General features: G+C 40.4%; 23 protein-coding genes, 4 tRNA genes and 1 other RNA gene. 13 read left to right on the plus strand and 15 right to left on the minus strand.

Annotation, left to right across the window (positions count from 1 at the left end; translation table 11 throughout):
- Positions 1 to 15 precede the first annotated feature (15 nt).
- The 5 genes from IPK86_02375 to IPK86_02395 are packed head-to-tail and all read right to left on the minus strand — an operon-like array spanning position 16 to position 3187.
- Positions 16 to 531 carry a 2-C-methyl-D-erythritol 2,4-cyclodiphosphate synthase gene (locus IPK86_02375; GenBank protein ID QQS17049.1) on the minus strand — a complete coding sequence of 172 codons (516 nt, stop codon included), beginning with the start codon at positions 529 to 531 and terminating at the stop codon, positions 16 to 18.
- A gap of 24 nt (positions 532 to 555) precedes the next feature.
- A complete protein-coding gene (locus IPK86_02380; protein ID QQS16307.1) occupies positions 556 to 1257 on the minus strand; it encodes a 2-C-methyl-D-erythritol 4-phosphate cytidylyltransferase in 702 nt (233 codons plus the stop codon).
- 6 nt (positions 1258 to 1263) lie between these two features.
- Positions 1264 to 1956, minus strand: a complete 693-nt coding sequence (gene dnaQ / locus IPK86_02385; GenBank protein QQS16308.1) for a DNA polymerase III subunit epsilon — start codon at positions 1954 to 1956, stop codon at positions 1264 to 1266.
- A complete protein-coding gene (gene rnhA, locus IPK86_02390) occupies positions 1953 to 2441 on the minus strand; it encodes a ribonuclease HI (GenBank protein ID QQS17050.1) in 489 nt (162 codons plus the stop codon). Before rnhA ends, dnaQ begins: the two co-directional genes overlap by 4 nt.
- The gene (locus IPK86_02395) at positions 2441 to 3187 is read right to left on the minus strand and encodes a methyltransferase domain-containing protein (GenBank protein QQS16309.1); all 747 of its coding nucleotides are present in this window, start codon (positions 3185 to 3187) and stop codon (positions 2441 to 2443) included. Before IPK86_02395 ends, rnhA begins: the two co-directional genes overlap by 1 nt.
- A 136-nt stretch (positions 3188 to 3323) precedes the next feature.
- Here IPK86_02395 and IPK86_02400 point away from each other — a divergent pair, with 136 nt between their 5' ends.
- Positions 3324 to 4991 carry a LysM peptidoglycan-binding domain-containing protein gene (locus IPK86_02400; GenBank protein ID QQS16310.1) on the plus strand — a complete coding sequence of 556 codons (1668 nt, stop codon included), beginning with the start codon at positions 3324 to 3326 and terminating at the stop codon, positions 4989 to 4991.
- 15 nt (positions 4992 to 5006) lie between these two features.
- Positions 5007 to 5096: transfer RNA gene (locus tag IPK86_02405), tRNA-Ser, on the plus strand.
- A gap of 88 nt (positions 5097 to 5184) precedes the next feature.
- On the opposite strand, the gene ssrA is transcribed toward IPK86_02405, so the two are convergent.
- Positions 5185 to 5549, minus strand: a transfer-messenger RNA (tmRNA) gene (gene ssrA / locus IPK86_02410).
- A 52-nt stretch (positions 5550 to 5601) separates the two neighbouring features.
- A complete protein-coding gene (gene mfd / locus IPK86_02415; protein QQS16311.1) occupies positions 5602 to 8976 on the minus strand; it encodes a transcription-repair coupling factor in 3375 nt (1124 codons plus the stop codon).
- Between the two features lie 133 nt (positions 8977 to 9109).
- Between mfd and rlmB the strand changes: the two genes are divergently transcribed.
- From rlmB to rplI, 5 genes are all read left to right on the plus strand, one after another.
- Positions 9110 to 9868, plus strand: a complete 759-nt coding sequence (gene rlmB / locus IPK86_02420; protein QQS16312.1) for a 23S rRNA (guanosine(2251)-2'-O)-methyltransferase RlmB — start codon at positions 9110 to 9112, stop codon at positions 9866 to 9868.
- Between the two features lie 165 nt (positions 9869 to 10033).
- Positions 10034 to 10519, plus strand: coding sequence for a 30S ribosomal protein S6 (gene rpsF, locus IPK86_02425; protein QQS16313.1), 486 nt, complete (start codon positions 10034 to 10036; stop codon positions 10517 to 10519).
- The gene (gene priB, locus IPK86_02430) at positions 10512 to 10805 is read left to right on the plus strand and encodes a primosomal replication protein N (protein ID QQS16314.1); all 294 of its coding nucleotides are present in this window, start codon (positions 10512 to 10514) and stop codon (positions 10803 to 10805) included. The genes rpsF and priB overlap by 8 nt, the downstream gene beginning before the upstream one ends.
- Before the next feature lie 12 nt (positions 10806 to 10817).
- A complete protein-coding gene (locus IPK86_02435) occupies positions 10818 to 11051 on the plus strand; it encodes a 30S ribosomal protein S18 (protein ID QQS16315.1) in 234 nt (77 codons plus the stop codon).
- Positions 11052 to 11061: 10 nt separating this feature from the next.
- Positions 11062 to 11511, plus strand: coding sequence for a 50S ribosomal protein L9 (gene rplI, locus IPK86_02440; GenBank protein QQS16316.1), 450 nt, complete (start codon positions 11062 to 11064; stop codon positions 11509 to 11511).
- 18 nt (positions 11512 to 11529) lie between these two features.
- Here rplI and lolD read toward each other — a convergent pair whose 3' ends face one another.
- From lolD to IPK86_02460, 4 genes are read right to left on the minus strand one after another with little or no spacing between them, the layout of a single operon-like run.
- A complete protein-coding gene (gene lolD / locus IPK86_02445) occupies positions 11530 to 12237 on the minus strand; it encodes a lipoprotein-releasing ABC transporter ATP-binding protein LolD (GenBank protein ID QQS16317.1) in 708 nt (235 codons plus the stop codon).
- Complete coding sequence (locus IPK86_02450; protein QQS17051.1) at positions 12230 to 13477, minus strand: lipoprotein-releasing ABC transporter permease subunit; 1248 nt, start codon at positions 13475 to 13477, stop codon at positions 12230 to 12232. Before IPK86_02450 ends, lolD begins: the two co-directional genes overlap by 8 nt.
- Complete coding sequence (locus IPK86_02455; protein ID QQS16318.1) at positions 13461 to 13706, minus strand: hypothetical protein; 246 nt, start codon at positions 13704 to 13706, stop codon at positions 13461 to 13463. The genes IPK86_02450 and IPK86_02455 overlap by 17 nt, the downstream gene beginning before the upstream one ends.
- A gap of 13 nt (positions 13707 to 13719) precedes the next feature.
- Positions 13720 to 14235, minus strand: a complete 516-nt coding sequence (locus IPK86_02460; protein QQS16319.1) for a C40 family peptidase — start codon at positions 14233 to 14235, stop codon at positions 13720 to 13722.
- Between the two features lie 432 nt (positions 14236 to 14667).
- On the opposite strand from IPK86_02460, the gene IPK86_02465 reads away from it, so the two are divergent.
- On the plus strand, positions 14668 to 17136 hold the full coding sequence (locus IPK86_02465; GenBank protein ID QQS16320.1) for a hypothetical protein: 2469 nt from the start codon (positions 14668 to 14670) through the stop codon (positions 17134 to 17136).
- 141 nt (positions 17137 to 17277) lie between these two features.
- Here IPK86_02465 and IPK86_02470 read toward each other — a convergent pair.
- A tRNA-Thr gene (locus IPK86_02470) sits at positions 17278 to 17351 on the minus strand.
- A 26-nt stretch (positions 17352 to 17377) separates the two neighbouring features.
- Positions 17378 to 17454: transfer RNA gene (locus IPK86_02475), tRNA-Pro, on the minus strand.
- A gap of 211 nt (positions 17455 to 17665) precedes the next feature.
- Here IPK86_02475 and IPK86_02480 point away from each other — a divergent pair.
- On the plus strand, positions 17666 to 18235 hold the full coding sequence (locus tag IPK86_02480) for a dCTP deaminase (protein QQS16321.1): 570 nt from the start codon (positions 17666 to 17668) through the stop codon (positions 18233 to 18235).
- A gap of 41 nt (positions 18236 to 18276) precedes the next feature.
- On the opposite strand, the gene IPK86_02485 is transcribed toward IPK86_02480, so the two are convergent.
- On the minus strand, positions 18277 to 18876 hold the full coding sequence (locus IPK86_02485; protein QQS16322.1) for a TIGR00730 family Rossman fold protein: 600 nt from the start codon (positions 18874 to 18876) through the stop codon (positions 18277 to 18279).
- A 184-nt stretch (positions 18877 to 19060) separates the two neighbouring features.
- Here IPK86_02485 and ftnA point away from each other — a divergent pair, with 184 nt between their 5' ends.
- The 3 genes from ftnA (at position 19061) to IPK86_02500 (ending at position 21197) form a co-directional block, all read left to right on the plus strand.
- Positions 19061 to 19585 carry a non-heme ferritin gene (gene ftnA, locus IPK86_02490; GenBank protein ID QQS16323.1) on the plus strand — a complete coding sequence of 175 codons (525 nt, stop codon included), beginning with the start codon at positions 19061 to 19063 and terminating at the stop codon, positions 19583 to 19585.
- Positions 19586 to 19602: 17 nt separating this feature from the next.
- Positions 19603 to 19679: transfer RNA gene (locus tag IPK86_02495), tRNA-Met, on the plus strand.
- A gap of 135 nt (positions 19680 to 19814) precedes the next feature.
- On the plus strand, positions 19815 to 21197 hold the full coding sequence (locus tag IPK86_02500) for an amino acid permease (GenBank protein ID QQS16324.1): 1383 nt from the start codon (positions 19815 to 19817) through the stop codon (positions 21195 to 21197).
- A 166-nt stretch (positions 21198 to 21363) separates the two neighbouring features.
- On the opposite strand, the gene IPK86_02505 is transcribed toward IPK86_02500, so the two are convergent.
- Positions 21364 to 21651, minus strand: a complete 288-nt coding sequence (locus tag IPK86_02505; GenBank protein QQS16325.1) for a C40 family peptidase — start codon at positions 21649 to 21651, stop codon at positions 21364 to 21366.
- A gap of 466 nt (positions 21652 to 22117) precedes the next feature.
- Here IPK86_02505 and IPK86_02510 point away from each other — a divergent pair, with 466 nt between their 5' ends.
- A complete protein-coding gene (locus tag IPK86_02510; protein ID QQS16326.1) occupies positions 22118 to 23533 on the plus strand; it encodes a hypothetical protein in 1416 nt (471 codons plus the stop codon).
- Positions 23534 to 23593 lie beyond the last annotated feature (60 nt).

A 23593-nucleotide genomic window follows, 5' to 3' on the forward strand; every position in this document is an offset into this window, starting at 1 on the left:
AAAACAAATTAAAATTTAACTTTTTAAACAATTCATTGCATCCATTTTAGAACTTGTGCACTGGCTACATAGCGCTATGGCTTGAGCTACTATGGCTTCTCCTTGACCAATATAACCGAATCGCTCATTCGTTTTTGCTTTGACATTTACAGCTTGCAATGTTATCTGAAGATCCGAGGCAATATTTTGGCGCATCACGTCAAGATAAGGAGTTAATAATGGAGCTTGTGCAATGACTGTTGCATCAATATTAGCTACTTTAAAATTTGCAACCGCTATCTTCTGTTGAGTCAACCGCAACAATTGACGGCTATCAATAGCACGCAAGGCAGGGTCGTGATCTGGAAAATGACGTCCAATATCTCCCAATCCGGCTGCCCCTAACAAACTGTCGATAATGGCATGTAACAATACATCAGCATCAGAATGGCCTAAAAGACCTAATTCGAACGGTATCGTTACGCCACCCAAAATAAGCGGCCGATCTGTTACTAAAGCGTGGATGTCATACCCCTGACCCACTCGACATATTGTGTCAATCACGCTAGATATCCTCTATGAGTGTAGATGAGTAAAAGTAAGCAACGCTGTTGCTAAAGCTAGATCAGTCGAATAAGTTACTTTGATATTATTAGTTGCGCCCCTCACTAAGGTTGGTCGATAACCTAAATATTCTATGGCAGAGGCTTCATCAGTCGCTTCTATTTCTTGTTTTAAAGCCTTCATCAATAAATAAGCACGAAACATTTGCGGTGTTTGTGCAAGCCACAAATTACTTTTCTCAACGGTTTGTATAATGCGAGATTCTGTATTCGTTTTTTTGAGCGTATCCGAAACGGGAATAGCCATAACGCCCCCCACTTCATCGTCTTTGAGGGTTTGAATAAAATAAGTTACTTGATCAGGTCTAATGCAACAACGTACGCCATCATGTACCAACAACCAATCTTGTGGTTTAATCAAACCTTGTTGTTGCAAAGCAGCAATACCCAATTTCACACTTTGGAAGCGACTCCTTCCCCCTACTCTCAATACCATAAGTGATTTGAAAGCCGACCAATCAAATTGATCAAAATGCATATCACAAGGCGCAAGCACCACAGCCAATTGGGTAATCTCAGGTACTTTTGATAAAGCAAGAAGGGTATAAAATAATAACGGTTTTCCGGCAATGCACTGATACTGTTTGGGTACTTTTTCATCCATACGTTGACCCATACCTGCAGCAGGCACTAATGCAATGCATGACACAACCATGAGTTGCTATTCCTTATATCGTCGCCATAAGCATTTTTCGCCTAATTGATGAAGATAGGCTTCATGTAAAGCGTTTTCCGCTTCGGTTGCCTTGTGTAGCACTAAAGCTGATTTATCCACCTTTAAGATCGACGAAAAGGCCTTAAGATAACCTTGTGCCTCGACATGCATCGTCAAACTTTCCTGGCCACGAGTTAATAGCAAATAAATCTTGGCCAATAAACTGCAGTCTTTTTTAGCGCCATGTAATGTTCTATCTGATCGATCAATATTAAATCGGTCGCATAACGCATCTAAATTATTTCGTTTACCTGGGAACATTTCTCGTGCCAATTGAAGCGTATCAATAATATTTGGACAAATCTTTTCCACCGGATCCATCCCCAATTGCTTCAATTCTATATTGAGGAATCCTATATCAAATGCTGCATTATGAATAATCAGTTCTGCACCATGAATAAATTCGACAATTTGATGCGCTACTTTATCAAAGGTTGGTTTTGTTGCTAAGAATTCTGTGGTAATACCATGCACCAATAAGGCTTCTTGCTCAATTTCTCGTTCAGGATTAACATGGGTATGATAATTTGCACCCGTTAGTACACGATGCACCATTTCAAGCCCAGCAAATTCAACGATGCGATGGCCTTGTGCTGAATCAAGCCCTGTTGTTTCTAGGTCGAGAATAACCTGTCTCATGATTTTTCCGCTTGCGATGCCATGACTTGTTGTTGTGCCATTAAAACACCTTGATTGGCTAGTTTATCAGCCCATTCATTGCCTGTGTCTCCAGCATGTCCTTTTACCCATCGCCAATGAATAGTATGGCGCGTTGTTTCGTTATCTAATTGCTGCCATAAATCTTTATTTTTCACTGGTTTTTTATTGGCAGTTCGCCAATGGCTGATTTTCCAATTGTTGAGCCATTCGCTGATCCCTTTTTTGACATATTGAGAATCGGTATACAACGTCACATTACACGGTTGATCAAGGGCTCTTAATCCTTCAATCACGGCGGTTATTTCCATCCGATTGTTCGTTGTTGCTGTGGCGCCACCCCATAGCTCCTTTTTATGTTGATGGTAACAAAGCAAGGCACCCCACCCCCCTATTCCTGGATTACCCTTACATGCACCGTCTGTGTAAATAACTACCTGCTTTTGTTTTATTTTAGCCGTATTCATCATGAATCGCTTGGATGATTAATACAAATAGAGTTTTTGCTTTCCGCAACAACCGCTGGCTTAAAGTTGACTGGTCGCCATTTTGGCATCAAGCGATGTGCGCCATATACTTGTTTTACTGCCCTGATACCGTATATACCAGCGCCTGTTGGCCACCATCTATCCCCTGCTGGATCGAGCCATCGGCCATGTTGTACATAGGATGAAAAAGGTAAGCGATAGAGCATAAAGCGACCCAGTTCAATTGTTAATCCGAGCAATTTCAGCCAATCTTTAAGATGACGCAAGCTAAAAAAAGCTCCGCACCAAGGCACTATCCCTGCCCTTTTATGTATGAAATGCCTCATCCCCCATAAAGATAGCGGATTAAATCCTGTCAAAACCATATGTCCACCAGGAATGAGTAATTGTGATGCTTCGCGCAGCACGGCTAAAGGATCCGGACTAAAATCAAGTGTATGCGGCATGACGATCAAATCAATACTATGGTAAGGCAAAGGCAATAAATCTATTTCTGAGCGAATATTAGCAAAGCGAGAAGTGTCTACTCGAGCATAATGCGTTAAACGACAATCCCGCAATAGCTGATGTGCTGATAAACCAAGTTGGATAGCATAAAAACCAAACATATCAGCTGTTATACGACAAAAAAAATCTGTTTCTTGTCGTAAGACATAACGCCCTAGGGCATTTTTTTCAAGCCATCGAGCAAATTGATGGTACGAAGTACTACTTTTCGTTTTCATGATTTACGCCACATCAATCAATCCATCGCGATATCTTGATACAAGATCGGCTTGCCATTATAATCGTAACCTGAGTATCTTAAGTTCAATGAAATGACATTTTCAGCACTTTCTTTTAATTTTTCGTCGTATACCTATGCGTTCTTTTCAAGTAGCACAATTCATTAGTATTGCTTATATTGCATTGTTTTCGATCGCGCAAGCAGATGATACGGTTTTGTTGCCCACTCAATCTGATCCATTAACGCAATCAGCGATACAGCTTAACCATACCACGCTACATGATGACAACAACCTATGGCAAATCATTCGAGAAGGCGCAACGCTTGATGAAGTTAATACTGAACTGGTTCGGTTGCACGAAACAGAATATGCCGCTCAAAAGGCCTATTTATTACGGGTATTTGATCGAAGTCGTCCGTTTTTATTCTTTATTACTAAAGAACTTAAAGAGCGCAAGATGCCAATGGACATTGCGCTCTTACCAATTGTGGAGAGCGCTTATCGTGCTCAAGCAACGTCGTCTAAAGGCGCGGCGGGTTTATGGCAATTTATGCCTGCTACTGGGCAAGACTATCAATTAAATCAAACTTGGGCTTTTGATGCTCGTCGAGACATCCTGCAATCTACACGAGCTGCTTTGGATTTATTGCAGAATCTCTATCGCCAATTTAAAAATTGGCCACTAGCCTTAGCAGCTTATAACTGGGGTCCTGGTAATGTTTCTCGTGCCATCAATAAAGCGCGACGTCATGGCAAACAACCCACTTATGAAAACCTATCCATGCCTAACGAAACGCGGCATTATGTACCGAGACTTTTAGCGATACGCAATATTTTGCTTACTTCGCCTAAATATGGTTTAAAGTTGGAAAAACTCCCCGCTCAACCGCAACTTGCCATTTTGCCGTTAGATCAAGATATAGATGTTACGGTTGCTGCACAATTAACGGATATGCCGCTTAGCGAATTTCAAGCTCTCAATGCAAGTTATCGATTGCCAGTATTAGTGGCTGATAAAAATAGAACTATCGTTGTTTTAGCCGATCGCTTAAATACTTTTTGCAATAACTTGAATCATTGGGGCAATAAACCACTTACTAGTTGGAAGGTATACGTGCCAGAAAAGACGGTTGACGTGGCAACATTAGCAAAAAGCTTTGATATGCAACCGAGCGAATTGACTAAAATGAATCATTTAAAAGATGCTACTGTTATGGCTGGTAAACCTTTATTGGTCGCTAATGTACAGCAAAAATCAATTGCACCAGAAGTGCCTGTTACGATTACAGCAGAGCAACGCTCCCAAGCACCCGTACTGGTTGAAGTTGCCAATACTGTATCGCAAGAAGAAGTTGCTGTGTCTTCACTAGATAGCCATGTTATGCCAGCAGTCAACACGGTTTATCAACAAACAGGATCAGCGCCCAAACAAAGCATGTCCTCGGTGCCCGTAACACCCGCTTTACAAACCAAAGAACATGTCGTGGTCAAGGGCGACACTTTATCAAGCATTGCTCGCCACTATCGCTTATCGATAAACCATATTAAAGCTATTAACCAACTTGTCACCAATACCATCAAAGCTGGCCAAATTTTGCGCATTTTCCCTATCACGTCAAACCTTGTTAGTGATGTCAAACAATCTTTCTCAAAAACTTCTCACTATACAACATATACGGTTAAAAAGGGGGATACGCTTTACGGTATTGCTCACTTATTTGGGGTTGAAATGAAAGATATTAAAACACCACGCAACACCGAAAAACTCATGCCCGGTCAAAAGTTACAGATTATGCGTTAATTTTTATCGGCAATTGGAGAGGTGCCGGAGTGGTTAAACGGCCCTGACTCGAAATCAGTGGAGGGATAAATCCCTACGTGGGTTCGAACCCCACCCTCTCCGCCACTTGTATGAGTAACAAAAAAATTATTTTTTGCGCTAAAACTTTGAGTGCGTTCGCTAAAAGAAATCATCAAAAAAATTGACATACTAGTGGTGGAGGCGGCGGGAATTGAACCCGCGTCCGAAAGTCCTCTACAGTGAGTTCTACATACTTAGCCATTTCTTTTGTTTTTAACTTTCATTACGCCGAATTGGCAGGCTTAATGTTAGCGAGTTACCTTGCGTTTTACCTTTAATCAAGTAACCCGATTAAAGGCGAGCTGATGTGATATGACGCTACAGTGGTGTAACCCACCCGATCCACCAGCCTATCGTTGTAGCGTCTAGCGCGATTAAGCGGCTAGAGCGTAGTTTTCGTCGTTTGCGACTATAATTTTTCAGTGTTTTACGGGATAACTGAAATCCCGGTATGCACCCATCTGCTTTGCAACCCCCGTCGAAACCAAGGTCGCCCCCAGATTGATGAGATCATTGTAACATATCTATATATGACATAAATAAATACAAGTTATGCCCCTAATGCTTTCAAAACTTGTTTTGATTGATCAATGCGATCAACGAGTCTTGGCATCGCTATTTTGATCTGCAATTTATCGGCACTAATCAGGCTTGCATGGGTTTGTGTTTGAAGCCAGGCTACCATTCTTGATGCATCAATAGCTGGTTTTGCTGAAAACTGAATCGTTAAACGCTGTTCGGTTGCATCGAATTTGATAATACCCAAAGGTTTGGCCATTTGCCCAATTCGGCAGTTTTCAAGTAGCGCTTGAGCTGGTTCAGGAAGCAAACCAAACCGATCAATCAGTTCTTCATGGATGCTATTTATTGCTTTTTCTGATTCGCATGAGGCAAGACGCTTATACAACACCAGTCGTTCATGAATGTCAGGGCAATAGGACTCGGGCAACAAGGCAGGATAATGTAAATTAACATCAATATGCGTGTGGAGCGGATTATCTATATCCAATGTTTTGCCTTGTTTTAATAACGCAACGGCTCGTTTGAGCATGGCATGGTAAAGCGTATAACCGATTGCTTGCATATCACCGGATTGCTGTTCTCCTAAAACAGCTCCTGCACCCCGAATTTCTAAGTCTTGCATGGCTAAAGAAAATCCTGCTCCCAATTCATCTGATAATTGAATAGCTTCCAAACGCTTTGCTGCATCTGCTGTGATTTCATCTGGCACCAATAAATAAGCGTAAGCTTGGTGATGGGAGCGCCCTACTCTACCGCGTAATTGATGAAGTTGCGCTAATCCAAAACGGTCAGCGCGATGGACGATAATAGTATTAGCATTGGGTACATCAATGCCCGTTTCGATAATCGTGGAACAAAGCAAAACGGCGTAGCGTTGTTGCACAAAGTCTCGCATCACGGTTTCTAATGATTTTTCATGCATCTGGCCATGCGCTATACCGATCTGTATGTTGGGTAGCCATCTTATGAGGTTTTCATACATGGCATTGATGCGTTGGACTTCGTTATATAAGAAAAAGACTTGCCCGCCACGCCTTACTTCACGTAACACAGCTTCTTGAATAATCCCTTGACTCATGGGGGAGACAAAAGTTTTAACTGCTAAGCGCTGGTTTGGCGCTGTGGTGATCATCGAAAAATCACGCAATCCCTCAAGTGCCATGGAAAGTGTGCGCGGAATGGGTGTAGCGGTAAGGGTGAGTACATCGACATTGGCTCGCAAACGCTTTAAGGTTTCTTTTTGATGTACGCCAAATCGGTGCTCTTCATCAATAATCACTAATCCTAAATTTTTAAAAACAACATCAGATTGCAGTAAGCGGTGCGTACCAATAGCTATATCTATTGTGCCATGAGCAAGATCCAATAAAGCTTGATGCGTTACTTTTTTGCTACGAAAACGGGACAACTCAGTAATACGGACAGGCCAAGCAGTAAAGCGATCGCAGAAAACTTGGTAATGTTGTTCTGCTAATAATGTAGTCGGTACCAATACGCAAACTTGGTAACCATTCATCACCGCAATAAAAGTAGCACGTAAAGCGACTTCCGTTTTACCAAAACCAACATCGCCACATATCAAGCGATCCATTGGTTTACTTGAACACATATCGTTTATAACCGCCTGAACAGCACTTAATTGATCGGGTGTTTCTTCAAAAGGAAACCCAGCAATAAAAGCACGGTAATCTTTTTCTGATAACGTCAAGGTATGTCCTGTTCTTGCCATCCGCGCCGCATAAAGCGCCAAAAGTTCTGCTGCAGTATCGCGCACCGCTTCTAGTGCTTTGGCTTTAGTTTTGGCCCAACCAGCATGGCCTAACTGATTTAATGCAACCTGGTTAGCGTCCTGACCCATATAGCGTGAAATAAACTGTAACTGCGATACTGGTACATAAAGCTTGGCTGCATTGGCATACAGTATTTCCATCATCTCAGCTGTTGCTTCCCCAGCTTTGATCAACTTAAGGCCTTGATAACAACCAATACCATATTCTTCATGTACCACTTTATCGCCAACATGAATGGCCGATAGATCACGTGATGCAGGGTCGATGATGTTACGTGCTACTTTATCTGAATCACTGTGTTGCACATAATGTGCATAGTGTTGATAAAGAATAGCTTCTGTAATAACAGCAATGTTCTTATCAACAAAACTTTCAACAAGCGGCGTTTGGGCAATATATAACGCGTCATGGCCCGCGATAAAAGCAGACCAGCTATCGATATTCATGACTGCTAAAGTAGCTTCTTTAAGCAATTGTTTGAGCGTTTCTAGGCGCCCTACGCTCTTAGAAGTAATCAACACTTTGCCGGAGAATGTATCAAGAAACGTTTTCAATGTTGCCAAAGATGTTTTAGCATGCGAAGTGATCGCCATATCTGGGATAGCCGATGGCTTAACAGCGATTGACTGACAAGGATAGGATAAAAGATGCTGATCCCATTCATCTGGAGTGATATAGAGCCTATCGGGTGGTAAAATAGGGCGATCCATATCACTTTGTGCAATATGATAAAAACGATTGATGTCATGCCACCAGGTTGTAACGGCTGAAAAAGCGTTTTCTAACGAAACAATGTGTGCTCTTTGTCCAATGTAGTCGAACAATGTTGCTGTTTTTTCAAAAAAAAGTGGCAGGTAATATTCAATCCCTGCCGGCCAAATCCCTTTAGCAACATTTTGATATAACCGGTCATTTTGATGGTGGGATCCCAAAGTAGCCAAATAACGCTCGCCAAAATAGTGAATGGCTAAGGCATCGGTTGGATATTCTTTTGCTGGCAATAAATGCAATTTTTCAACATGTGTAATGGTTTTTTGCGTATCGGGATCAAAGGGACATAGCGTTTCGATTTGGTCATCGAATAGATCAATGCGATAAGGTAAGTCTGCGCCGATAGGATAAAGATCAATGATACCACCCCGTTTGGCAAATTCACCGTGCGCTACAACTTGACTGACTTGATGATAACCCGATGCTACTAAATCTTGACAGAGCCTCGACATGTGTAGCGTTTGACCAACTTCTAAAAAAAAGGTACGCCCCATCAAATAATCAAGTGGTAAAAGGCGCATTAAAGCCGTATTCACAGTTAATACAATAATTTTAATCAAACGTTGGCGCACTTGCCAAAGTGTCATTAAACGCGTCGAAATTAAATCAATATGTGCTGAAAAATGGTCATAAGGTAAGGTTTCCCAGTCTGGAAAATAAGCAATCGGTATATCGGGTACAAAATAGGCGATTTCTTTAACCAAACGCTTGGCTGTTCGCGCGTTTTTGGTTAATACCACTAATAATTGGTCAGCGGATGCTAAGCGTGCAATAGTTAAGCTATCGCTTGCCACTTTCAGGATTTTTTGATGTTTTGAGCGACGAAAAGGTTGTTCCGACATAGTCTAAGTTAAGAATGAATAATCCGTTTATATTGTAAGGGCTATACCAATTAAAACATCGTCAGTGCAGTAAAAATAGTGTAAGTTCTATTCGCTGACATCATGAATGAACCACCATTGAAAGGGATTTGATTTGGACAATACGAAACTTATTTATGGTTTTCACGCAATCAATTTACATTTGCAGCATCATCCCGATGACATCCAAATGTTGTGGATCAAAGAAAACCGTTGTGATAAGCGCGTTCAGCAGCTTTCAGATCGCGCTTTGCAATATAAAATAGCGATTCAGATCGCACCAACTGCAACATTAGATGCCCTAACCCATCATGCTCATCACCAAGGCGTGGTAGCAAAAGTATTGCATCGTCACTTAGCGTTGAGTTTGGATGAAATGTTATCTGATCTTCACGATGAAGCTTTACTAGTTGTTTTAGATGGCGTTACGGATCCACATAATCTCGGCGCTTGTCTACGTGTTGCCGACGCAATGGGCGTTGATGCCATTATTGCCCCAAAAGATCGTTCCGCCAAAATCACAGCTGCCGTGGCAAAAGTAGCTTGTGGTGCTGCCGAATCAGTACCTTACATTCTTGTAACGAATCTAGCGCGCACCTTGCAAGCTCTCAAAAAGCAAAACTTTAAAGTTGTTGGTTTATCAGAGGAAGGATCTTTGCCTTTATTTCAATGCGATGCTCGTTCATCCATTGCATGGGTATTGGGTGCAGAAGGAACAGGACTGCGCCAATTAACCAAAAGATACTGCGACGAATTCGTTCGCTTACCCATGTTGGGTATTGTCGAGAGCCTGAATGTTTCAGTATGTGCAGGTATTGTATTGGCTGAATCACGCCGTCAGCGCGAATATACCAAGCCAGTATCTAAAAAATAATGCATCCTAATTGCTAGGTCTATTGATAAGTAATTGAAGTAATAGGTAGTTTTTAATCAAAGTACCATATTGGCAGAATCCGTATTTTGCTATAGAATTACCAGCCTGAAAGAACCTTGGCTCTTTTAACGCAGAAAAGAGCTAATTTAGCCAAAAGGAATCCTCATGCGCTATTATGAAATCGTATTGATTGTTCATCCTGATCGGTCAGAACAAATCCCGAATATGCTCAAACGCTATCAAGGACTGATCACTGAAAAAAACGGCATCGTTCATCGCTTGGAAGACTGGGGGCGTCGTCCGCTTGCTTATCCAATCCGTAAAATACATAAGGGTCACTACATTCTGATGAACATCGCTTGTGTCGCTGATATCTTGTCAGAATTGGAACATACTTTTAAATTCAATGATGCCATTCTCAGACATCTGATTATTAAAACGAAGCAAGCTATTACCGAACCTTCGGTGATGTTTAATGGTTCTGAAAAAGTTAAAAACTTGCTCGCTCCGGAAGAGAAAATGGCGCATACGCAAACAACTGATGCGGTTGATGAAAACCTTGCTAAGGATGATGACGTATCACTTCAAACCCCTCAATCTGAACACTTAACAGCAACTGAAGAAAACAATACTAAAGGGATTGATGCATAATTTTTTACGATTATCGGGTAGCATTACACAAGAAGAACCATTGCGTTATACCCCAGCTGGTGTTGCAATTTTGCAAGTGTGGCTAACGCATCATTCTGAGCAGCAACAAGCAGGAGGAACAAGAAAAACAGATTGCGTTATCCAAGCTGTTTTAACTGGGCAAGACGCTAAAAAATTTACAGGACAACTCATTGACAAGCAGATTGAGGCAGAAGGATTCTTAGCAAAACGCAGCTTTCTGAACCCAAGACTTGTTTTTCATATTCAACAATTTAAATTGATTTAGGGTACTGATGATATGGCTCAACCACTATTCAAACGTAAACGGTTTTGTCGTTTTACAGCGGAAGGTATTAAATCGGTTGATTACAAAGCAATTGATCTTTTAAAAGATTTCATTGCAGAAAATGGCAAAATTATTCCATCTCGGATTACGGGCACTAAAGCATACTATCAACGTCAACTGTCGACCGCTATTAAAAGAGCGCGTTTTTTAGCGCTTTTGCCCTATACCGATCAACATAAACAATAGGGTCCATGTCATGCAAATTATCTTAATGGAAGACATTGCTAGGCTCGGTCGTTTAGGAGATATTGTTAAAGTCAAAGATGGCTTTGCGCGAAACTTTTTGATCCCACAAAAAAAAGCGAAGCGTGTGACCGAAGCCAATCTTGCTGAATTTAAAGCGCGACGCGATGAACTTGAGAAACAACAAGCAGCCATATTGGAAGCAGCAAAAGTTCATTTTGAAAAACTCCATGGCGCCGTATTAAGTTTGCCTCAAAAAGCTGGCGTAGAGGGTAAATTATTCGGTTCTGTTACCGCCAGCGATATTGCTAAGGCGGTGAGCACTTATGGTGTACCCGTTTTAAAAGAGGCTGTCAAACTACCTCATGGTGCTATCAAAATGCTTGGGGAATATACAGCAAAAATTACGCTGCATCATGAGGTCATCGCCGATATTACCTTGCGTGTTATAGCCGAAAGCTAGCAAAATAAGTGACGTGCGCTAATCCCCTGCTTTGCATAGCGACGAGTGGCGAAGTGTTAAGTGTCCTTTTTCTAATTGATAGATGCGCTGCATCCGCTTTGCTAACTGCTTATCATGCGTCGCCACAATAATGCTTGTATTGGTTCGCTCGTTTAACGATAACAGTAAATCAATGATGTGTCTTGCATTGTCGTAATCTAAATTACCCGTTGGTTCATCTGCTAATATGCAAAGTGGTTCGGTAACCATGGCTCGCGCAATCGCAACGCGTTGGCGCTCACCTCCTGATAGAGCGCTGGGTTTATGTTGTATTCGATGCTGTAAACCAACTTTTTCCAATATAGCATGGGCTCGTGTTTCGGCTTCTTGCCATGTTATTCTTCTAATTAATAATGGCATGGCTGTATTTTCTAAAGCTGTCAATTCAGGCAATAAGTGATGAAACTGATAAATGAATCCCAACATGCGATTACGTAAATAACCTATTGCTTTTTCTGAAAGCGTTGATAAAGCTGTCTGATCAACCCACACTTCCCCGCAGCTTGGCCGATCTAACCCACCTAATAAGTGCAATAATGTACTTTTTCCAGAGCCAGAAGGCCCTGTGATCGCTACACATTCACCCGATGCGACGGATAATGCAACCTTGGCAAAAACTTCGACATAGGTGGCACCACGGCCATAATTTTTGCTAAGGTTACTGCAATGTAAAACGGTTTTATTCATAACGTAAAGCTTCAGAAGGCTGAGTATGTGCTGCACTTAAACTCGGATAAAGTGTTGCCAAAAAGGTTAATGTTAGCGATAGCGTAAGAATCACGGCAATATCGCTTAACTGAATTTGGCAAGGCAGATAATTTATTAAATAAATATCACCTTGGATAAGTTTGGTACCTGATATCCATTCAATCCATTGCCCAATTTTGCCAATATGCAATGCTGCCATTACTCCAAGCAATACACCTAATAGTGTACCCAATATCCCTGTTACCATACCTTGAATAATAAAGATATACATGATGCTACGTGGTGTAGCACCAAGTGTGCGCAAAATGGCAATATCTGAACGCTTATCATTTACCATCATATATAACGTTGAAACAAGCCCAAAGGCAGCAACTAGAATCATGATTGATAAAACAATTAACATCATCCGTTTTTCGATTTGCACAGCACGAAAATAATGACTATGTTGTTCGGTCCAATCCGTTACTGATTTTAATTTTGACGACAGTGAGCTTTTCAGTAAATCGGTTTTGACTTGCGGTGCTTGCATAGGGTTAAGGAGTCGCAATCGAATGCCAGAAATGGAGCGACCCAAGTGATACAAGGTTTGCGCATCGGTTAAGTGAATAGCCACGACGGCACGGTCATATTCTACAACACGGGTACGAAAAAGAGAGACCACTTTAAATTGTTTAAAATGCGGTATCACACCAAATGGGGTCATGTTACCCGCTGGCACAACCACCATAACAAAATCTCCCACCTTCACTTTAAGTGTAGTGGCTAACGCTTTACTCAATGCCATGCCAAATTGACCAGATTGAAGTGCTTCAAAATTGCCTTGTGTTACTTGCCAGCCTTGATCTAATACCTTTTTTTCAAAAACCGGATCAATACCTCTGATCATGACATGTTGTAGTGTGTCGCCTTGAGACAATAAGGCCTGGCCACTGACAAAAGGAGCAGCTGCTGCCACATTTGGTATTATTTTAAGTTGCTTGATCGTATCGGGCCAACGCGAACTTGCGTATTCACTTAGTTCAATATGTGAAGCTGTACTGAGCAGATATGACCTAATTTCTTTTTGAAACCCATTCATTACAGAAAGCACGATAATCAGAGAAGCCACTCCTAAACAAATAGTTAGCGTCGTAATTGAAGCAATGACAGAAATGAAACCATAACGAAAGCGTGGACGCAAATAACGCAGCCCAATTTTCCACTCAAATGGTAGATTTATCATGATTGCCAGTCGTAGGACGGTAGGGATTTTTTAAGTTGTGGATTCGGTCAAGTAAAAACTTGCGAATTTGTGTTTCATCACAGCCCATGAGTAAAGCGTCCTCAAAAACATCTTGGGCGCTTTGAATCAGTTCTTCTAAGTTTTCACGCATGACCTTAATTTTCTCAATACATGATAAGGGTTGGCCGAGTGAGTCGTGCCATATAGGAAAAGTATTATCTGGCATTTATATTACCTTTTTATGATTCATTATTTTTGGTTTTGACCACTCGCCTTGCACTGTTATAACGCTTCGCCCAATACGATGATTTGATATTGCTAATTTCAATATATTTACCTGTGCGCGGCGCGTGGACAAATTTATCATCTCCTAGGTATAGCCCGACGTGCGAATTTCTACCACGCCTTGTATTAAAAAACACAAGATCACCTGGTTTTAATTCCTTTAACGTGACTAGTACGCCGATACGCGCTTGCTCTGCTGCAGTACGGGGCATACTCAAATTCAGGGATTGCTTGAAAATATATTGAATAAATCCGCTACAATCTAAACCTCGAATTGGGTTAGAGCCACCAAATTTGTACGCGACACCAATTAGGGTCATGGCTTGCAACAAAAGCTCATCTACCGCTGTACTTTGTGCTAATTCAGATTCAGTGGCCGTATCCGCACTCGCTGGGGAGGTAAACACTAGACCCATTACATTGCAAAAACTAGCCAAAATTATGATAAAAAAACGGCACTTTAAAATCATCAGACATACACACAGATAAATAGGTTAGATGATAAATAGGTTAGATGATGAATAGTTCAGGGAAATTATATACCCAAAAATTCTAAAAACTGACTAGCTAACTAGATTAGCTAAGGATAAGCTTACGCAAAACCTCTAAAATTAAAGAAAAATAAAATCATACTGGCGGTACAATCTTTCTCATTTTGAAGCGCTCTGCTAATATATTTTATGCCCTACCCTATAACAATGCTGTCTAATATAAACTATGTTAATCTGTTTCTAGGTGGCTTTAATACTGGATTCCATACGATCTTACAACTAGTAACGATTAAGAATAATTAAGAAAGGAAGAAAAGATATTTTCAATATTTGAATAAAAATTATTGACAAATACGCACACTGAACAATTTTAGTGTATCGTGGCAACATATTTTTTCATAAATGCTCAACATGCAGAAAATTTATTCTTTTGTTAAGCATCTTTTTTTGATATTTTTTGTTCTCCAATTACTCATTAATTTGGGCGGTTGCGCCTCTACTGGTGGCGGGGAGACAAAAAAAGGAAATTATACACCTCCTCCACCTACAGAAGAACCTGCACCTACAGAAGAACCTGCACCTCCTCCACCTACAGGACCTAATCAAACTGTTGATATGGATTTTGATGGTTTACAAGACAAGCTGGATCCCAAACCCAATGACACCGACAATGATGGCGCCACCAATGATCAAGATGAAGATGATGACAATGATGGGATAGAAGATGACGATGAAAGCATCAACAAACAATATGACACGGACAATGATGGCATCAGAAATGATACGGATCCGGATGATGACAATGATGGTTTAAATGAAGCCGAAGGGGGATATCCTGATGCTCAAGGTGATCGGAAGCCCTATGACACCGACAATGATGGCAAAACCAATGATCAAGATCCTGATGATGACGATGATGGGATAGTGGATGCTAATGATGGTGATCCGTTACATCCGCTCGAAAAAGGTCCAAAAGTGGATACGGATTTCGATGGTTTAGTAGATGACCAAGACACCATGGATAATGACACCGACAATGATGGCACCACCAATGATGAAGATGAAGATGATGACAATGATGGCTTTGAAGACGAGGATGAGGGCGTGGATTGGTTTATCGAAGCCTTATCTGTTGAACAACAATATGCTTATACCTTTGACACGGACAATGATGGCATCAGAAATGATACGGATCTAGATGATGATGCCGATGGTTTAAATGAAGCCCCAGGAGGTTTTCTTGATCCTCAAGGTGATCGGAAGCCCAATGACACCGACAATGATGGCGCCACCAATGATCAAGATGAAGATGATGACAATGATGGGATAGAAGATGACGATGAAAGCATCAACAAACAATATGACACGGACAATGATGGCATCAGAAATGATACGGATCCGGATGATGACAATGATGGTTTAAATGAAGCCGAAGGGGGATATCCTGATGCTCAAGGTGATCGGAAGCCCTATGACACCGACAATGATGGTATCAGAAATGATGAAGATGAAGATGATGACAATGATGGGATAGAAGATGACGATGAAAGCATCAACAAACAATATGACACGGACAATGATGGCATCAGAAATGATACGGATCTAGATGATGATGCCGATGGTTTAAATGAAGCCCCAGGAGGTTTTCTTGATCCTCAAGGTGATCCCAAACCCAATGACACCGACAATGATGGCGCCACCAATGATCAAGATGAAGATGATGACAATGATGGGATAGAAGATGACGATGATGATCAACCATTAGATCCAAATAATCCTCATAAGTTAGCTTATCTTCTCGACAAGGACTTGCAATCGAATCAATCAGAAGCACCATTGACCGATACCGATGGTGATGGCCTTATGGATTCAAAAGATCCTTTACCAAAAATTCATCAAGGGGTAGTGAAAGCAGCAACCTATTTAGCTCATCGAGAATTAACTCTCAAGGTTTTTAACTACGATGTCCAACAAGTTTTAACTCAAATACCTGATAACAACAAACCTACTTGGGGAACTTGGATGCAAATCCAAAAATTGGGTGCAACGCAATCTATTCAAGCGACTCAAGAACAAGCGGATGCTGATACACAATACCATATTGTTTCAACCAATTATGGTGGCTGGATGACTCAATGGGGTATCAATACGATCCAACGCCAAGACACGACCCTCTACCATGTGGGTTTAACAGCTGGCTTAATGCAAGCAACCCTTATTGCTGATGATCATCATCCAGCTTCGATCACCACAATAACCAAAGGTTTTGCTTTGGGTGGTTATGGTTTTTATAAAGGTACCCAAGGTGAAATCGCTTTCAGTCTTCAAAAAGGTTGGTTTGATCATCAACAAGATGTAGCCTATCAAAGCAGTACCCTCATCAGTCATATCAAAGCTACTTATGCTTTACACACTTGGGGCGCATTAACCTTCAGCCCAACTTTGGATATTACTTATCGCTTTAATACGGATAATCTGAATGAAACAACGACAGAAAATCAATCCATGTATGAAGGGATATTGGGTCTTCGTGTATCCAGCGTTTGGGGTAGATTGGCTCCCTTCATAACGGTTGATTATAAATTGGGGGCATCGGATGATCTAAAGGTGACTCAAGATGATGCCAAACAAACTACTTTTACTCTCAAAACCCAACCAATACCTATTCATTTTGGCCTACAAGGTGGATTGACTTATACTCCCAATCATCAATGGAATCTACAAAGTCAATTAAGTTATCGAGACAAAACACTGAATGTAGACTGTCAATTAAACTATCAGCTTCATGAAGCGCTTAGTCTAAGTGCTAGCTTGCATGAAACCTTTTTGAAGACAGACGTTGATGTTAAAGGAGAAGTGGGATTAAGATGGGGGTGGTGATTATTGTTGGGGCGTGCAATAAGTTGGGTGGACTCACTAACTATTTTTGTACACATGCAACGTCGACTTAATCATAGCCTTCTCGTTGTACCTATCACTACAAACAGTGACTTCCTTCAAAAGATAAAACTACTATTTGGATGGTGCCGCTAACTAGAATCGAACTAGTGATTATTGATTACGAATCAACCGTTATACCACTTAACTATAGCGGCTCTAAAGCACTTAATTTTATACCTCATGGTCGGGGTGAGTGGATTTGAACCACCGGCCTCTACGTCCCGAACGTAGCGCTCTACCAAGCTAAGCTACACCCCGTTGGCTTAGCCAAACCCAAGCGATTATCTATGAAAATAATAATGTGAGCAACTATTCGTGTCTGCCAAGTAATATACTGCTCAATCATCCAATTGATTAGTTTATCTAAACAAAATAAGGTATATAAACTACAACAAAATAAATCAGATGATATGAATTCAGAATTATAATTATGCATCGCCTTTAATTTATGTGAGGTTTGAGATACTCCGTGAGCATTAAATCAGACCAGTGGATACGTCGCATGGCCATCGAAAAAGATATGATTGCCCCTTTTGAATCAAAGCAAATCAAGATTGTTGATGGCAAAAGGATTATCTCATATGGCACATCTAGTTATGGTTATGATATCCGTTGTGCCGATGAATTTAAGGTATTCACTAATATCAATAACTCTATTGTTGACCCTAAAAACTTTGATCCGCAATCATTTATTGAAATTTCGGGCAAAGGATACTGCCTGATCCCTCCCAATTCTTTTGCCTTAGCAAGGACATTAGAATATTTTAAGATCCCGCGCAATATTCTCACTATTTGTGTAGGTAAATCAACTTATGCTCGCTGCGGCATTATTGTCAACGTTACCCCATTTGAGCCAGAATGGGAAGGTTATGTTACGTTAGAATTTTCTAATACCACGCCCTTGCCTGCTAAAATCTACGCCAATGAAGGGGTAGCCCAAGTATTATTTTTTGAGTCCGACGAAATTTGCGATACTTCCTATAAAGATCGACAAGGAAAATATATGGGTCAGCAAGGGGTAACACTACCTAAAACTTAAGTCCAAACTATTATTATGTAGTCAGCTATACAATTTTAGGTTTAGGCAGCAATGTCACTTTTTCCTCTGGGCAACCACTTGACAACCTGTGGCGGATGATAGTGTTCTAAAGCCATCAATAGCTCTTCTGGTGTTGAATGGGAAATAAGTAAATCGCTATGTTTTTTGCGCATAAAGCCTGCTGCAATATTGGCTTGAAGCAAAGACAAAAGCGGATCAAAAAAACCGTTGACATTTAGCACGCCACAAGGCTTCTGATGCAGTCCAATCTGAGACCAAGATAATATTTCAAATAATTCTTCAAAAGTCCCTAATCCACCAGGTAATGCAATAAAGGCATCAGATAAAGCCATCATACGCGCTTTACGCTCATGCATGTTGGCAACAATTTCTAACTGAGATAGCTTAGGATGCGCCTGTTCTTTATCAACCAATATATGAGGTATAACACCTGTTATGTGCCCGCTTAGCTCAATTACTGTATCCGCCATTACACCCATTAACCCAATTTTTCCACCACCATAAACTAGCTTACGTTGGCTTTGAACAAGTGTGCGAGCAAGCGCTTTAGCGGCCATTTCATAAGCAATATCCACCCCATGATTAGAACCACAAAATACACAAATTGTTTGCAATTTCATATGTTGTGATCACCTTAAAAAGAGGAGCACATTGTATTGCATTTTACGTGCTAACATGGCGATACTGACAAGATAGCTATGAGTTTTATTGAAAAGTAGGCCTTTCTAAACAAATTTGAGTTAAGAATCAAAAATAAAGTTATGCTAGAATAAACAAATTAAATTTAATTTGGGGAGTGTGCCCGTGCTAGCACCAGAAATGATCCAACGTTTAAATAACCAAATCAATTTGGAGTTTTATTCTTCTAATCTTTATTTGCAGATGAGTGCTTGGGTAGCTGATAGAGGGTTTACGGGATCCGCTTTCTTCTTGGGTAAGCATGCAGCGGAAGAATTAACACATATGCAACGCTTGTTTAGCTATGTGAGTGAAACGGGAGGTTTACCCATCATTGGTGCAATTGCAGCACCTCCTAGTCAATTTTCATCGCTTACCGAAGTATTTCAGCAAACGCTTGCACATGAAAAAATGATCACCACTCAAATTAATGAATTAGTACACACTGCAATGGCGATGAAAGACTACTCTACCTTTAATTTTTTGCAGTGGTATGTTAGTGAACAGCATGAAGAAGAAAAACTCTTCCGGGGTATCTTAGATAAGATTGAAATGATCGGTCAAGACAATAAATCATTCTTTTTGGTGGATAAAGAAATCCAAAATATGGCAAGAATTGGTGTCGTAGCTAATGCTGCGCCCCATGGATGATTTACTAAACTTGATATGGCGAATTAGCTCAGTTGGTTAGAGCGACGGAATCATAATCCGCAGGTCCGGGGTTCAAGTCCCTGATTCGCCACCATAGCGTAAATCTTCAATTTAATATTTTTTTAATTACAAAGTAACTTGATTGATGATGTACTGGTAGCTTAATGGACTGAAATCTAGACAAAATCAGTCACCTTAATTCTAACAAAATAGAGAGATTAGCATAGACATGAAAAAACAGTCTGTTCCCGCACAAGAATCTTCTTTACACAGAGGGCTTGCCAATCGACATGTCCAAATGATTGCAATTAGTGGCGTTATTGGCACAGGTTTATTCTTGGGTGCCGGCAAAACAATCAGTCTTGCTGGTCCATCTATTATCTTCGTTTATGCAATCATTGGTTTTATTTTATATTTTGTAATACGTGCTATGGGCGAAATACTTCTATCCAACTTACAGTATAAGTCCTTCCTTGATTTTATTGATGATATTTTAGGTCCAATGTGGGGGTTTTTTGCAGGGTGGACCTACTTATTCAGCTGGACCGTAACAGTGATAGCTGAAATTATTGCTGTTGCTGGCTTTATGCAATTTTGGTTTCCAGAAACCCCTGCTTGGATTCCAGCGCTTACTTGTACTTTAGTGCTAATGGGGATGAATTTGACCACCGTTAAACTATTCGGTGAAACAGGATTTTGGTTCGCTCTGATCAAAGTGGTTGCCATATGTGCTTTAATTGTGATTGGGTTAGGTTTTATTGTTACAAGCTTTGAATCATCTGCAGGTATAGCCTCATTTAGTCATATTTGGAATCATGGTGGATTTTTCCCAAAAGGGATATTTGGATTTCTTGCGGGATTCCAAATTGCGATATTTACATTTAACGGAATTGAGCTACTGGGTACAACTGCTGCCGAGACATCCGAACCGACCAAAACACTTCCAAACGCAATTAATACTGTGCTGTGGAAAATAGTCTTTTTATATATAGTTACACTAGCTGTCATTATGAGTGTAACACCTTGGAACATGATCTCATCTAGCAAGAGTCCGTTTGTAGGCATGTTTATGCTCATCGGTTTTCCTGCAGCCGCTGGTATCATCAATTTTGTCGTACTAACAGCCGCTGCCTCAGTGGGTAATAGCGGGATCTTTTCAGCTAGTCGAATGCTCTATGGTTTAGCGGAAAAAGGGGATACACCACAATTATTTAGAAAATTATCTCGTCGTGCAGTGCCAGCTAATAGCATTTATATCATGAGTATTTGTACGTTAGGTAGTGCTGTTTTAATGTTGTACTTTATCCCTAATGTGATGGAAGCTTTTACTGTGGCAACTTCTTTAACAGCCATCCTGATTATGTGCGTCTGGTCTATTATTGCTTACACTTATATTGTTTACCGTAAGAAACGGCCAGAATTGCACGAACAATCTATTTATAAGATGCCGTGGGGCATTCCTATGTCTTGGATTGCAATTGGATTTTTTATTTGCATGGCTGTTTCATTGGCTTTTAAAGAAGACACACGTATTGCATTGGAATTTGTGCCATTCTGGTTTATTTTCTTAGCCATCATCTGTAGCGTTCTTCAGAAAAATAAAACCAAATAAGTATTTTGGTATCCAAAACAGCAAAAATCAGTTACTGGTTTTTGCTGTTTTTTTATGATGAATTGTTGTTTGATCTGGAAAATGTCATGTTAGTTTTTATGGACATATTCTCGGAGAACATAGATCTCAATCAATAAAGCATTTGCCGAATTCTAGCGACTGATGGTCAATCAAAATCTGCTGCAGTACGGGGCATACTCAAATTCAGGGATTGCTTGAAAATATATTGAATAAATCCGCTACAATCTAAACCTCGAATTGGGTTAGAGCCACCAAATTTGTACGCGACACCAATTAGGGTCATGGCTTGCAACAAAAGCTCATCTACCGCTGTACTTTGTGCTAATTCAGATTCAGTGGCCGTATCCGCACTCGCTGGCGAGGTAAACACTAGACCCATTACATTGCAAAAACTAGCCAAAATTATGATAAAAAAACGGCACTTTAAAATCATCAGACATACACACAGATAAATAGGTTAGATGATAAATAGGTTAGATGATGAATAGTTCAGGGAAATTATATACCCAAAAATTCTAAAACTGACTAGCTAACTAGATTAGCTAAGGATAAGCTTACGCAAAACCTCTAAAATTAAAGAAAAATAAAATCATACTGGCGGTATAATTTTTCTTATTTTGAAGCGTTCTGCTAATATATTTTATGTTTTATTTTATAACAATGCTGTCTAATATAAACTATGTTAATCTGTTTCTAGGTGGCTTTAATACTGGATTCCATACGATCTTACAACTAGTAACGATTAAGAATAATTAAGAAAGGAAGAAAAGATATTTTCAATATTTGAATAAAAATTATTGACAAATACGCACACTGAACAATTTTAGTGTATCGTGGCAACATATTTTTTCATAAATGCTCAACATGCAGAAAATTTATTCTTTTGTTAAGCATCTTTTTTGATATTTTTTGTTCTCCAATTACTCATTAATTTGGGCGGTTGCGCCTCTACTGGTGGCGGGGAGACAAAAAAAGGAAATTATACACCTCCTCCACCTACAGAAGAACCTGCACCTACAGAAGAACCTGCACCTCCTCCACCTACAGGACCTAATCAAACTGTTGATATGGATTTTGATGGTTTACAAGACAAGCTGGATCCCAAACCCAATGACACCGACAATGATGGCGCCACCAATGATCAAGATGAAGATGATGACAATGATGGGATAGAAGATGACGATGATGATCAACCATTAGATCCAAATAATCCTCATAAGTTAGCTTATCTTCTCGACAAGGACTTGCAATCGAATCAATCAGAAGCACCATTGACCGATACCGATGGTGATGGCCTTATGGATTCAAAAGATCCTTTACCAAAAATTCATCAAGGGGTAGTGAAAGCAGCAACCTATTTAGCTCATCGAGAATTAACTCTCAAGGTTTTTAACTACGATGTCCAACAAGTTTTAACTCAAATACCTGATAACAACAAACCTACTTGGGGAACTTGGATGCAAATCCAAAAATTGGGTGCAACGCAATCTATTCAAGCGACTCAAGAACAAGCGGATGCTGATACACAATACCATATTGTTTCAACCAATTATGGTGGCTGGATGACTCAATGGGGTATCAATACGATCCAACGCCAAGACACGACCCTCTACCATGTGGGTTTAACAGCTGGCTTAATGCAAGCAACCCTTATTGCTGATGATCATCATCCAGCTTCGATCACCACAATAACCAAAGGTTTTGCTTTGGGTGGTTATGGTTTTTATAAAGGTACCCAAGGTGAAATCGCTTTCAGTCTTCAAAAAGGTTGGTTTGATCATCAACAAGATGTAGCCTATCAAAGCAGTACCCTCATCAGTCATATCAAAGCTACTTATGCTTTACACACTTGGGGCGCATTAACCTTCAGCCCAACTTTGGATATTACTTATCGCTTTAATACGGATAATCTGAATGAAACAACGACAGAAAATCAATCCATGTATGAAGGGATATTGGGTCTTCGTGTATCCAGCGTTTGGGGTAGATTGGCTCCCTTCATAACGGTTGATTATAAATTGGGGGCATCGGATGATCTAAAGGTGACTCAAGATGATGCCAAACAAACTACTTTTACTCTCAAAACCCAACCAATACCTATTCATTTTGGCCTACAAGGTGGATTGACTTATACTCCCAATCATCAATGGAATCTACAAAGTCAATTAAGTTATCGAGACAAAACACTGAATGTAGACTGTCAATTAAACTATCAGCTTCATGAAGCGCTTAGTCTAAGTGCTAGCTTGCATGAAACCTTTTTGAAGACAGACGTTGATGTTAAAGGAGAAGTGGGATTAAGATGGGGGTGGTGATTATTGTTGGGGCGTGCAATTTGATAGTGTTTGTCAAGCTCTTATAATATATTCTGATTT

This window comes from Neisseriales bacterium (genome assembly GCA_016699915.1).
Lineage (GTDB): Bacteria > Pseudomonadota > Gammaproteobacteria > Burkholderiales > Q3-R57-64 > Q3-R57-64.